Origin of the sequence: Paenibacillus sp. FSL H3-0321 (genome assembly GCF_038002865.1) — a bacterium.
Lineage (GTDB): Bacteria > Bacillota > Bacilli > Paenibacillales > Paenibacillaceae > Paenibacillus_AQ.
This window is the reverse complement of the sequence record NZ_JBBODH010000001.1, coordinates 741,641-754,500: the sequence shown is the minus strand read 5'-3', so window position 1 is coordinate 754,500 and position 12,860 is coordinate 741,641. Positions and strand designations below refer to the sequence as shown.

Sequence of the window (12,860 nt, the reverse complement as noted above, 5' to 3'; positions counted from 1 at the left end):
GACAGAATACTGCTTATTTTTAAATATAGATAGGAGCTTACGGAGAATTTATGAGTTTACTTACTGTAGAAGACGTTTCCCACAACTTCGGAGACCGGCAGCTCTTCAAGAATGTGAATTTCCGGCTGCTCGACGGAGAGCATGTTGGACTGGTGGGGGCGAATGGCGTCGGCAAATCGACGCTGATGAATATTTTGACCGGAACTTTGCTGAAGGATAGCGGGAGAGTGGAATGGACTCCCAAGGTGCGTTATGGCTATCTGGATCAACATACCAATCTTACGCCGGGTAAAACCGTGCGCGATGTGCTGAAGGATGCTTTCCTGCCGCTGCTTGAGCTGGAGAATGATATGATGGCGATTACCGAGAAAATGGGCGATGCCTCTCCGGAAGAGCTGGAACTGCTGCTGGAACAGATGGGTGAAATCCAGGAACAGCTGGATATCGGAGACTTCTATTTGATTGATGTGAAGGTTGAGGAAATGGGCAACGGACTGGGATTGACGGCGATTGGCCTGGACCGTGATGTCGCTTCGCTCAGCGGGGGACAGCGGACTAAGGTGCTGCTGGCCAAGCTGCTGCTGGAGAAACCGAATGTGCTGCTGCTCGATGAGCCTACCAACTATCTGGACGTAGAGCATATTGACTGGCTTACCAACTACCTGAAGCAGTATCCTTATGCCTTTTTGCTGATTTCCCATGATACAGAATTTATGAACAAGGTCGTTAATGTCGTATACCATCTTGAATTTGCCAAGCTGACCCGCTATACGGCCAACTATGAGCAATTCCTTGATATGGCTGACATGAACAAGAACCAGCATATTGATGCTTATGAGAAGCAGCAGGAGTTCATTAAGAAGCAAGAGGATTTCATTCAGCGAAACAAGGCTCGTGCTTCCACCTCGGGACGGGCGAAGAGCCGTGAGAAGCAGCTCGACCGTCTGGAACGGATTGAACGTCCAGAAGAAGCGGCCAAGCCGACGTTTTCGTTCAAGGAGAGCCGGGCCAGCGGCAAGACTGTATTCGAAGGCATCGACTTCGAGATCGGCTACGACCGTCCGCTGCTGCCAAAGCTGAATATGACGATTGAACGCGGGGAAAAGATTGCAATTGTCGGCTGCAACGGTGTAGGTAAATCCACTCTGCTGAAGACGATTCTCGGCGTGATTCCCGCATACAGCGGAAAAACTTACTTGGGCGATTTCCTGAGTTCCGCCTACTTCCAGCAGGAGGTTAAGGCTGCTAACATTACACCGATTGATGATGTCTGGAATGAATTTTCCAGTCTTAACCAGCATGAAGTGCGCGCCCATCTGGCCCGTTGCGGATTGAAAAATGAGCATATTACCCGTCCGCTGAGCATGTTGAGCGGTGGGGAACAGGCGAAGGTGCGTATATGTAAGCTGATGATGCGCGAAAGCAATTGGATTTTATTCGACGAGCCTACAAATCACCTTGATATCGTCGCCAAAGCAGAGCTGAAGCGTGCCCTGCAGGAATACAAAGGTACCATTCTGCTCGTATCTCATGAACCTGATTTCTACGAAGATTGGGTGACAAAGACTTGGGATGTTGAGCAGTGGTCGGCGCAATCTGTATAGTTGAATTTCAAAGTCCGGGGAAGAGCAATGTTATTGGTGCTGTTTCCCGGCTTTTAAATATGGGGGGGGGCTGTTTCTGGGATGAGCCATAATGAACATGAAAAAGAGTCTGCTGTCCATTCTTCAGGCCGGGATGGACGATATTCACGCCAGGTACGCTTTACACCTTTCGGGATAGAGGGGCAGCAGGGGCTAGCACGTTCCAGTGTACTTATTGTTGGAGCTGGAGCGCTTGGCACGGGGATTGCCGAGACACTGGCGCGCTGCGGAGTGGGACGCCTGATTCTTGCCGACCGTGATTATGTGGAGTGGAGCAATCTGCAGCGCCAGCAGCTGTACACCGAGGAGGACGCTATCGGGCGTATGCCCAAAGCGGAAGCGGCCAAAGCCAGACTGGAGAACATCAATTCGGAAATTAAGGTTGAAGCGCATGTGCTGGATGTGCGTGCCGAAGAACTGGAAAGCCTGCTTCCCGGCGTGGACCTCATTATGGATGGCACTGATAACTTTGATACCCGGTTAATTATAAATGATATGGCGATGAAGTACGGCATTCCCTGGATCTATGGGGGCTGCGTAGGCAGCTATGGTATTACCTATACGATTCTGCCTGGAGAAACACCATGTCTGAACTGCCTGCTGGGGACTATACCTCTGGGTGGGGATACCTGTGATACAGCGGGGATTCTGCCGCAGGCAGTGCAGCTCGTTACTGCTAATGCTACAGCAGAGGCGCTGAAGCTGCTCGGAGGACGGAAGGAACAGCTTCGCAACAAGCTGCTGACCTTTGATGTGTGGCGCAATGAACATCAGGAGATCGGTGTCAAAGCTGCCAAGAAGAGTGATTGTCCGTCTTGCGGTAGCCAGCCGGTTTATCCTTATCTGACAGCGGCGAATACGGAACGGAGCGATGTGCTCTGTGGCCGGGACACCGTGCAGATCCGTCCGGCGCGGCGGCAGAAGCTGAATCTGCAGGAAACGGCAGACCGGCTGTCCAGACTGGGGGCCGGCAAGGTAGAGAGCAATCCTTATCTTGTCTCCTATACGGATGGGCCTTACCGCATGGTCATTTTCACTGATGGACGAGCTTTGATTCATGGAACCAGTGATATTGCAGCAGCCCGCAGCTTTTATCACCGGTATTTCGGATAATGAAGGGGAGAGGATAGAATGAACAATGGAACGATCCGTCACATGGCAATCTTTACGTTAAAACATCCGGTAAATTCTGAGGAAACAGCGGCATTTCTGAGAGCCGGAGAGGATATTCTCAGCGCTATTCCGGTGGTGCGCAATTTTGAGGTGCTGCGCCAGGTGAGTGCCAAATGTGAATATGACTTTGGCTTCTCGATGGAGTTCGATAATCAGGAGGCTTACGAGGCCTATAATAATCACCCCAGTCATCAGGCTTTTGTGCGTGAACGCTGGGACACTGAGGTGGCGGGCTTTCAGGAGATTGATTTTGTGAAATAATTGTTTATAGAAGTCAGCAAAGAGACCATTTCTTAGGAATGGTCTCTTTGCTTTGCGGGAAATCTAATGAATATCTGCGGCCGCGCGGCCGCTATCGAACGATGAGTGAGGCGGGGATGTCCATGAATGAGGTAGTCGTATGGTTTGCGCCCGGGGCAGTCCTTGGCAGTAAAGAATCTGCGGAAGACAGAACCAGGAGAGAAGAGGAGCATCAATTCATTGAGCTCACTCTGCATGAGCTCGGACTGCAAACAGCATTAAGCGAAGATCTTGAGGATCTTCGCTTAATGCTGTCCAAAGTGGAGCCCGTACTGCTCTTAACGGAGCTGTACGATGCCGGAGGATGGGAGGGGTGGGAAATTATTGCGGATCTTAGAGAACGGGGCGTGTTTCTGCCAGTAGTAGTCATATCCGGCGGCAATTCGGAAGGAGAGGTAGTTGCGGCTTTTGAGGCGGGCGGCAATGAATACTTGAAGAAGCCGCTTCATGCAGGCGAGTTCAAATGCAGGGTAATGAATCTGTTATGGCTCACCGGACACCGGAGGGGCCATGAGACACGGCTTAAGGTCGATGGACTGGTGCTGGACCCCAGCCGCAGGCTGGTTAGCCGGGACGGGAATTCCCTTACACTGACCCCCAAAGAATTTGATCTGCTGTATTACCTCGCCGTGCATTTGGGGGAAATTTGTCCCCGCGGCGAAATTCTAAAGCATGTCTGGGGATACCATTTTCAAGCGGATACGAATGTAGTAGATGTCTACATCCGGCATATCCGGTTGAAAGTGGACAAGGGCCATCGCAATAAGCTGATTCATACCGTACGTGGAACCGGATATGTATTGCGCGCACCGGAAGGGGTAGAGACGGACTGACTTCCGGTGCATGGTAAGCGCTGAAAACTATTTTAAAAGATAAGAATTTATATGTTTCACGCGTTAAGTTATCCTTCTATTTCTCGCTGAAACGGATACCGTCCTTTTGAGGACGGCGAAGCCGTTTCCACTTGTAGAAAACTACAGTACGCGACGGGCTTTAAGATAGGTTCTTTTCCAGTTTCCGGAGTTCAAATCCGAAATAGTTACACCCGGTGAGCCATAAGTGTGAAGGATTTTGCCATTTCCTGCATATACTGCTACGTGAGTTACATTTCTGCCGTTAGCTCTGCTGCCGCTGGAGAAAAATACCAGATCGCCTACACGAAGGTTAGCTTTGGAGACATAGGTTCCGACTTTCGATTGCGCTGCAGATGTGCGCGGCAGATTGACGCCATATTTGGCGAAAATGTATTTGGTAAAGGAAGAGCAGTCAAAATATCTGGTAGTAGAAGTGGATGCGCCGAACTGATAACGGGTACCCAGATAGTTTTTGCCGAAATTAACAACCTTTTGTCCAGTAGAGGACGACGTCACGGATGCAGCAGCAACGGGTGCTGTGCCGGCTCCTGTAACCATCAGTGTACTCAGGCCAATTGTGGTGCACATTCCTACGACGATTGCTTGCTTAAACCATTGTTGCTTTTTCATGTTGTAATACCTCCCAGGTTTGTATCTATCTTTCATTCGTCTTTCTCTGTTTCGTAGTATAGCAGGTTATACATGCCCTAAAATATGGAACAGAGGGTTCAAAACCAAGCTGGATATGGGTTGTAAGCGTTTTATTAAAATCGCATTAAAAGTTACAAAATATTAATATTTGACGGTTATTTCGATACGAAAAAAGCCGGAAACCCTTTTGTGACAAGGGTTATCCCGGCTTTTTTGTTTTGAAACAAAGGTTACAACGATGTCTCCGAATCCATATGTAAATTAATCTTTACTCTGAATAATCAGCAGCAGACCGCTCTCAATAGTAACTGTTCCGCGATCCTCTATCAGACGGTTGCTTACGGCAAGAGACTGGCCAAGCTTAAGCGTGGCATCGGTAAGCGGGTATTGGAAACCTTGAAGTGTGATCCCTGTAACTTCAGGAGTCAGAGGGAGTAAAGAGACATAAGTATACCCCCGCTCATGCACCAGCGCCTGCGAACCGGTCAGGGTAATATAATTATGAGTATCCATTACAGAGCAGCTTACCTGCCGCTGCAGTGCTCTTGTCATCATCTGGATCCCGGCCAGAGTATGGTCCATCCGCGTGCCTGTCACACCGATCAGCAGAATCGACTCGGGCTGGGTGTTGAGTGCAAGTTCAAGCGCCATCTCGCTGTCGGTCAAATCCTTGTCCACAGGGTCGCAGGTGATGGTTTTTTTGCTTCCTGCCTCAATCTGCTGCAGTGCTTCTGGGGAGACAGAGTCGAAATCGCCAACGGCAATGTCGGGTGTATACCCATGGGATATTAGAAACAAGGCGCCACGGTCAGCACCGATAATAAAATCTTCTTCATCTAATAGAAGTAAAAACTCCTCTGACAGCTCACCGCCGGCAAAAATAACAACACGTTTGGATGGCAATACAATCCCCTCCTTTAAATCTGCTATATAGTTTGTCATCCTGACCAAGTATAATGCAGATTGAAAAGTTGTACAATTGATGCGGACAACGCTAAAATGAATAGAGTACGTTTCGTTTATGAAATGTGCAGATTAAATAACTGAGGAAACAATTGCAGGAGGTGAGAGAAATCGTAAGTGTGTTATTCGTTTGTCTGGGCAATATTTGCCGCTCGCCTATGGCAGAAGCGGTGCTCCGCCATAAAATTGGTGAACGCAAGCTATCCGATAGAATCTCGGTGGATTCTGCCGGTACTGGTGACTGGCATATCGGCAAAGCACCGCATGAAGGAACCCGCCGTATTCTCGATCAGTGGGGAATCAGCTATGAGAATATGACAGCTCGCCTGGTTAGCAGCGGTGATTTTGAAAAGTTTCAATATATAGTGTGCATGGACAAGTCAAATGGGGAGAATGTCCGCAAGCTTCCCGGGGGGAAGGACGCGGAGCTGCTGTTCTTCATGGATTTGCTGCCGGATGAAGAGCTGCGTGAGGTACCAGACCCTTATTTCACCGGTAACTTCGAGCAGGTCTATGATCTGATCAGTGCCGGCTGCGATGTACTGCTGGAGCGGGTTATTGCGGAGAAGCTCTAGACAGGGCGCGACATTCCAGAATATCGGTTGCCGTCCTTGCAAGAAAAGGACGGGCACCGTAATGCCCGTCATGATTTGAAAGCGTAAACAGTTGGGAAACATACATACGTTCGCTGTATGTTCACTATTTTGCCCATTTCAGCTGTTTCATGAGTTAAAGAAATAGAGTAATGATTCTGGGAGCTCTTTTTGCCAAAATCCCCAGAGATGACGCCCGTCTTTTTCACGGTAGGATACTGTAGCGCCCCGCGATTCCAGCAAAGCCTTGGTATCCCTGTTCATCTGCACGAAATCGTAAACTCCGGTATCCGTCTGGTATTCAGTTTCTTGCAGTCCTACTACCATATTAATAGTAAGCCAGGAGAGGTCCTCTTCCTGCGCAATGATTTCACGTGTCTCCGGATAATATGCACCGGAAAGACTAAGGACACGGGTGAAAAGCCCGGGATATGCCAGTGCCAAATGCAGAGAAACACTGCCGCCCAAGGAGTCTCCGGCGATGATACGCTCATCAGGGGTGCGCCGAACCGGATAATTATGTTCAATGAAGGGAATAATCTCTTCGGCAAAGCAAGACAGATATTGCTTGAACCTGGTGCCAAAGGGAGCGTACTCCTGTGTCCGCACTGGGACATTTACTTCCACGCCAACAATAATGAAAGGTTCCACATCTTCTTCCACAATCAGCTGCCCGGCAAGAGTAGCGATGCGGCCGAAGTTGAAGAACTCCTCACCATCCTGGCAGTACACTACCGGATAACTGAGAACTTCGTTATAACCGGGGGGGAGATAAATGCGCAGCCTGCGTTCTTCCTGGAGAAATTCACTCCATAATGTTTGCTTAACAATTGTACGTTTCAGAAAAACAGGTTCGCTCATAGCTGAATCGTCACCTTTCTTGTCGAATTTTGCATTAAACGTAGCGGTGCGTTAAAATTACCCAAGCGGTAAATGTGGCATTAATCATTTACTTGCTTAAAAAACTCTAATCTGTTATAGGATATTTATCAACCTGTTATACATACAAAATTTATGGAAACATAAATTTTATGCGTATTTCTTTGACGAAACAGATAAAACAGGTGTATAATAATTCTATAACAGAGGCCACTGATATTCAAATGGTATTCAAATTTTTTTATTGAGGTGAAAATGATGACTAGAGTTCCTTATGAAGTGTATACAGAGGACGTAGAGGCCCTTTCGGTACTTTCCCCGGATGGAGAAGTTATCAACAAGGATAAGATGCCTACACTTACCGATGATCAACTGAAAGAAATCATGTATCGTATGGTATTTACCCGTACTTGGGATGACCGTGCGGTCAACTTGGGTCGTCAAGGCCGCCTGGGATTCTACGCGCCGGTATCCGGACAAGAAGCAACCATGGTGGGCAGTGAATACGCCCTGCAGAAAGAAGATTTCGTATGCCCTGGCTACCGTGACATTCCGCAGCTGGTATGGCATGGACTTCCATTATACCAGGCTTTCCTATATTCCCGCGGCCATCAACATGGCGGTGAGATTCCTGAAGGTGTAAATGTTCTTATGCCTCAGATTATCATCGGTGCACAAATTCTGCACGCTACCGGAATTGCAATGGGCTTCAAATTGAAGAAACAACAAAACGTTGCTATTACTTACACTGGTGACGGCGGTTCTTCCGAAGGCGACTTCTATGAAGGTCTTAACTTTGCCGGACGCTTCAAATTGCCGGTAATCTTCTTTGTTCAAAATAACGGCTATGCGATTACGACTCCGTTCGCGAAGCAAACGGCTGCCAAATCCATTGCACATAAAGCAGTAGCAGCTGGTATTCCCGGTATTAAGATCGACGGCATGGACGTCTTTGCAGTAATCTCCGCGGTGCAGGAAGCTGCAGAACGCGCACGCAAAGGCGAAGGAGCTACGCTGATTGAAGCTGTGACTTACCGTTTCCGTCCGCATTCCCTTTCCGATGACGCCAGCAAATACCGTTCCAAAGAAGAAGAAGGACAATGGAACGAGAAGGATCCGATTGCCCGTCTTGCCAAGTATTTGGAGAAGAAAGGCCTCTGGACCGAAGAAGATACGCTGCGCGTAAGAGAAGAAGCGAAAGCGACTGTTAACGAGCAGATTAAAAAAGCAGAGCAAACCGAAAAAATGACCGTTCCTGGCTTGATCGACAGCATGTTCGAGGTAACTCCGAAACATCTGGAAGAACAAAAAGCCGATTTTGAATAAGGGGGATATCAGGCAATGGCACAAATGAATATGAAAGAAGCAATTCGTGACGCAATGCGCGTTGAACTGAACCGTGACCCTAACGTTCTTATCTTCGGTGAGGATGTAGGGAATGTAGGGGGCGTCTTCCGTGTAACGGAAGGGCTGCAAAAAGAATTTGGCGAAGATCGTGTTTTTGATACTCCGCTTGCCGAATCCGCCATCGGCGGTCTGGCTTTTGGTCTGGGCGTGCAAGGATTCCGTCCGATCGCTGAAATCCAGTTTGTTGGTTTCATCTTTGAAGCACTCGATCAAATCGTCGTTCAGGCTGCACGCCTGCGCTGGCGTTCCGGGGGCAGATTCAATGCTCCTGTAGTATTCCGTACTCCATTTGGCGGCGGCGTAAAAGCGGCTGAACTGCATACCGATTCCCTCGAAGGCCTGATCGCTCAAAGCCCGGGGATTAAAGTGGTTATTCCTTCCAATCCGTACGATGCAAAGGGACTTCTGATTGCCTCGATCCGTGACAATGACCCGGTATTCTTCATGGAGCACTTGAACCTGTACCATGCATTCCGTGCAGAAGTGCCTGAAGGTGAATATACCGTCGAGCTGGGCAAAGCAAATGTTGTCCGCGAAGGTTCGGATGTTACAATTATCTCTTACGGTCTAATGGTACATACTGCTACCAAAGCGGCCGATCAGCTGGAAAAGGAAGGCATCAAGGCTGAAATTATCGATCTGCGTACGGTTAGCCCGATTGATATTGATACCATCGTTGCTTCTGTGAAGAAGACAAACCGTGCGATCGTTGTGCAAGAAGCGCAAAAGAGCTCCGGTGTGGCTGCAGAGGTAATCGCACAAATCAATGAAAAAGCTATTCTTCATCTGGAAGCGCCAGTGCTTCGTGTTGCCGGTCCGGACACCATTTATCCGTTCGCGCAAATCGAGGATAGTTGGATTCCTACACCAGCACGCGTAGTTGCAGCTGTTAAGAAAGTTATGGAATTCTAAGAAGAAACGTCCTTGCCGTCCTTGTAAAAGGGCGGCACCCGTTTCTGATTTGCTTTTGAGGTATTCACAAACTAAGCGGATGCTTTCGAAGCGAGTTTCTGAGAAGTTAGTTGAAGAAGCATCGGCTATATAACTATTAGGAGGTTATCAAGGTGGCAAAATTTGAGTACCGGTTCCCTGAGCTGGGCGAAGGTCTGCATGAAGGCGAAATTATCAAAATGCATATCAAAGCCGGCGATAAAGTAACCGATGACGATATCGTAATGGAAGTACAGAATGACAAGGCGGTTGTAGAAGTTCCTTGTCCGGTCAACGGTACAGTGCTTGAAGTCTTCACCAAAGACGGTCAAGTCTGCCGCGTAGGCGAAGTAGTGGCAATTATTGATGCAGAAGGCGATGTTCCTGAGCAGGAGGGCGGTCATGCGGAAGCACAGGCTACTCAAGAAGCAGATGCAGCCAAAGGCGGAGCTGACACTAAGTCTTCTCCGGCAACCAGCAGCCCTGCAGCTGGCGGCGCTGTAAACTTTGAATACCGGTTCCCTGAACTGGGCGAAGGTCTGCATGAAGGCGAAATTATCAAAATGCATATCAAAGTCGGCGACAAAGTAACCGATGACGATATCGTAATGGAAGTACAGAATGACAAAGCTGTAGTAGAAGTGCCTTGCCCGGTTAACGGCACAGTGCTTGAAGTACGCGTGAAGGACGGACAGGTATGCCGTGTGGGCGAAGTTGTAGCGATCATTGCTGCAGAAGGCGAAGTTCCACAGCAGGAAGGCGGCCACGCTGAAGCACCGGCTGCTCAAGAAACTGCACCGGCAGCAGCTGCACCAGCAGCGGTTCCTGCTCCAAACCGCGATGTACTTGCTACGCCAAGTGTGCGCAAGTTTGCCCGTGAGCAGAGTGTTGACATCTCCAAGGTGAACGGCTCCGGCAAGAACGGCAAGATCACTCATGAAGATGTTGAAGCCTTCCTGAAAGGCGGCTCCGCTGCACCGGCAGCAGTTGCGCCTGCTGCTGCACCAGCAGCATCGGAAGCACCAAAAGCCAAGGCCAAAGAAGCTGCACCAGCAGCATCCGGCAATGTAAGCCTTGAAGAAGAACGTGTTCCATTCAAGGGTATCCGTAAAGCGATCTCCAATGCGATGGTTAAATCCGCATACACTGCGCCGCACGTTACCATCATGGACGAAGTGGATGTTACCGAGCTGGTAGCTTTCCGTGCCCGCATGAAACCAGTAGCTGAGAAGAAGGGCGTGAAGGTGACTTATCTTCCGTTTATCGTCAAAGCACTCGTGGCCGCTTCCCGTCAATTCCCGGCGCTTAACGCCATGATTGATGAAGAGTCCAATGAAATTGTCTACAAGAAATACTACAATATCGGTATCGCTACAGATACAGACAACGGTTTGATCGTTCCGGTTATCAAGGATGCTGACCGTAAGAGCATCTGGATGATTGCCAGCAGCATTACCGATCTGGCTGTGCGCGGACGCGACGGTAAGTTGGCAGCTAACGAAATGAGAGGCAGCACAATCTCCATCAGCAACATCGGTTCCGCTGGCGGTATGTTCTTTACACCGATCATCAACTTCCCTGAAGTGGCGATCCTCGGTACTGGACGTATCACTGAGAAACCAGTTGTGAAGAACGGCGAAATCGTAGCCGCTCCTGTTATGGCGCTGTCCCTGAGCTTTGACCACCGCATCATCGACGGTGCAACAGCACAGAACTTCATGAATTATATTAAGACCCTGCTCGCAAATCCTGATATGTTAGTTATGGAGGTGTAATTAATGGTAGTCGGAGACGCTTCAATCGAAATCGACACATTGGTAATTGGTGCAGGTCCCGGCGGGTATGTGGCGGCAATTCGTGCCGCCCAGCTCGGCCAGAAAGTTCTGATTGTGGATAAATCGGAACTCGGCGGTGTATGTTTGAACCGCGGATGTATTCCTTCCAAGGCTCTGATCTCTGCAGCCCATCAATTCGAAGCTGCACAGCATGGTGAAGTTTTCGGTGTCACTGCCGAGAACGTCAAAGTGGACTGGGCAAAAACACAGGAATTCAAAAACGGCGTTGTCAAAAGAATGACAACCGGCGTAACCGGTTTGATGAAGGGCAACAAAATTGAAGTATTCAGCGGTGAAGCTATGTTCATCAATACAAACGAAGCCCGTTTGTTCAATGAACATGAATCCCCCCGCTACAAATTCAACAACTGTATCATTGCTACAGGTTCCCGTCCGATCGAACTGAAGCCTTTCCCATTTGGCGGACGTATTCTGTCTTCGACCGAAGCGCTTGATCTTCCGGAAATTCCGAAGAGCATGATCGTTATCGGCGGCGGCTACATCGGAGCCGAGCTTGGCCAAATGTACTCCAAATTTGGCACTAAAGTAACCATCATTGAAGGTCTGGATACAGTTCTGCCTGGCTTTGACAAGGATATGACCCGTCTGGTTGCCAAGAACATGGCGAAGACTGGGATTGAGATTGTTACCAATGCCAAAGCGGAAAGTGCTGTACAGAACGACAAGGAAGTAACCGTGAAATACTCCGTGGGCGGCGAGTCCAAGGAAATTACTGCGGATTACCTGCTTGTAACTGTAGGACGTCGTCCAAATACGGATGGCGAGCTGGGATTGGATCTGATCGGTATGGAACTTGATGAGCGCGGCTTGATCAAAGTTGACCACCAGGGCCGTACCAACATTCCTAACATCTATGCAATCGGCGATATTGTTCCAGGCCTTGCTCTGGCACACAAAGCTTCTTACGAAGGCAAAATCGCTGCTGAAGCGATCTCCGGACACAAATCCGTTGTTGACTACAAAGTCATCCCGGCTGTTGTGTTCACCGATCCAGAATGCTCCAGTGTTGGTCTGACCGAGAAAGAAGCGAAGGACAAGGGCTACAAAGTAAAAGCCGGCAAATTCCCGTTCGCAGGAAATGGCCGTGCAGTTTCCTTGAACGCTCCGGATGGCTTCATCAAGATTGTGGCAAACAGCGAGAACAACCTCGTATTGGGCGCACAAATTGTGGGTATCGAAGCTTCCAACCTGATTGCTGAACTGGGTCTGGCGATTGAAATGGGCGCTACGCTCGAAGATATCGCATTGACAATCCACGCGCATCCAACCCTTGGCGAAATCGTCATGGAAGCGGCTGAGCTTGTGGAAGGCCACCCAATTCACGTAATTAAATAATAAATTATAGACTGCTTCGGCAGACAACAATAAGAGGATGTCCGCCGAGCCATGCAAATGGCTTGGTAGACATCCTCTTTTTTAACACATTACATAATAGTTATTCAGATGGCAGCCGAAACTACTTGTGGTAAGATCAAGAAAGAAACGGGCCTATACAGCTGTCCTTTCATCGTAAGCGGGTATAAAAGGAGGAGAGGAACATTACACTCAGAACTTGTGTTATCGCCATAGCAGCCGTCTCAGGCGGCGGCAAAACGACTGCCGTCAGAAACT

12 protein-coding genes are annotated in these 12,860 nt (G+C 49.0%); 9 read left to right on the top strand and 3 right to left on the bottom strand.

What is annotated here, in order from left to right; translation table 11 throughout:
- Positions 1–50 precede the first annotated feature (50 nt).
- The 4 genes from MHI45_RS03105 to MHI45_RS03090 all read left to right on the top strand — a co-directional run bounded on the left by MHI45_RS03105 (position 51) and on the right by MHI45_RS03090 (position 3,949).
- Positions 51–1,604: an ABC-F family ATP-binding cassette domain-containing protein gene (locus MHI45_RS03105; RefSeq protein WP_076109534.1), complete on the top strand. Its 1,554-nt coding sequence runs from the start codon at positions 51–53 to the stop codon at positions 1,602–1,604.
- A gap of 81 nt (positions 1,605–1,685) precedes the next feature.
- On the top strand, positions 1,686–2,756 hold the full coding sequence (locus MHI45_RS03100) for a ThiF family adenylyltransferase (protein ID WP_076109535.1): 1,071 nt from the start codon (positions 1,686–1,688) through the stop codon (positions 2,754–2,756).
- Positions 2,757–2,774: 18 nt separating this feature from the next.
- Complete coding sequence (locus tag MHI45_RS03095) at positions 2,775–3,077, top strand: Dabb family protein (RefSeq protein ID WP_038592937.1); 303 nt, start codon at positions 2,775–2,777, stop codon at positions 3,075–3,077.
- Positions 3,078–3,199: 122 nt separating this feature from the next.
- Positions 3,200–3,949 (top strand): winged helix-turn-helix domain-containing protein, encoded by a 750-nt coding sequence (locus MHI45_RS03090; protein ID WP_076109536.1) that lies wholly within the window; start codon positions 3,200–3,202, stop codon positions 3,947–3,949.
- A 141-nt stretch (positions 3,950–4,090) separates the two neighbouring features.
- On the opposite strand, the gene MHI45_RS03085 is transcribed toward MHI45_RS03090, so the two are convergent.
- Together MHI45_RS03085 and MHI45_RS03080 are read right to left on the bottom strand one after the other, a co-directional pair.
- Positions 4,091–4,600 carry a C40 family peptidase gene (locus tag MHI45_RS03085; RefSeq protein ID WP_076109537.1) on the bottom strand — a complete coding sequence of 170 codons (510 nt, stop codon included), beginning with the start codon at positions 4,598–4,600 and terminating at the stop codon, positions 4,091–4,093.
- 282 nt (positions 4,601–4,882) lie between these two features.
- Positions 4,883–5,524 carry a thiamine diphosphokinase gene (locus MHI45_RS03080; RefSeq protein ID WP_144024252.1) on the bottom strand — a complete coding sequence of 214 codons (642 nt, stop codon included), beginning with the start codon at positions 5,522–5,524 and terminating at the stop codon, positions 4,883–4,885.
- Positions 5,525–5,694: 170 nt separating this feature from the next.
- Between MHI45_RS03080 and MHI45_RS03075 the strand changes: the two genes are divergently transcribed.
- The gene (locus tag MHI45_RS03075; RefSeq protein ID WP_076109585.1) at positions 5,695–6,159 is read left to right on the top strand and encodes a low molecular weight protein-tyrosine-phosphatase; all 465 of its coding nucleotides are present in this window, start codon (positions 5,695–5,697) and stop codon (positions 6,157–6,159) included.
- A gap of 147 nt (positions 6,160–6,306) precedes the next feature.
- On the opposite strand, the gene MHI45_RS03070 is transcribed toward MHI45_RS03075, so the two are convergent.
- Complete coding sequence (locus tag MHI45_RS03070) at positions 6,307–7,038, bottom strand: alpha/beta hydrolase (RefSeq protein ID WP_076109539.1); 732 nt, start codon at positions 7,036–7,038, stop codon at positions 6,307–6,309.
- A 276-nt stretch (positions 7,039–7,314) separates the two neighbouring features.
- Between MHI45_RS03070 and pdhA the strand changes: the two genes are divergently transcribed.
- The 4 genes from pdhA to lpdA all read left to right on the top strand — a co-directional run bounded on the left by pdhA (position 7,315) and on the right by lpdA (position 12,584).
- On the top strand, positions 7,315–8,382 hold the full coding sequence (gene pdhA / locus MHI45_RS03065; RefSeq protein WP_038592926.1) for a pyruvate dehydrogenase (acetyl-transferring) E1 component subunit alpha: 1,068 nt from the start codon (positions 7,315–7,317) through the stop codon (positions 8,380–8,382).
- A 15-nt stretch (positions 8,383–8,397) separates the two neighbouring features.
- Positions 8,398–9,375 (top strand): alpha-ketoacid dehydrogenase subunit beta, encoded by a 978-nt coding sequence (locus MHI45_RS03060; RefSeq protein WP_038592923.1) that lies wholly within the window; start codon positions 8,398–8,400, stop codon positions 9,373–9,375.
- A 152-nt stretch (positions 9,376–9,527) separates the two neighbouring features.
- Entirely contained in the window at positions 9,528–11,168 is a 1,641-nt protein-coding gene (locus MHI45_RS03055; protein ID WP_076109540.1) for a 2-oxo acid dehydrogenase subunit E2, read from the top strand.
- 3 nt (positions 11,169–11,171) lie between these two features.
- Complete coding sequence (lpdA, locus tag MHI45_RS03050; protein ID WP_038592917.1) at positions 11,172–12,584, top strand: dihydrolipoyl dehydrogenase; 1,413 nt, start codon at positions 11,172–11,174, stop codon at positions 12,582–12,584.
- The last annotated feature ends 276 nt before the right edge of the window (positions 12,585–12,860 follow it).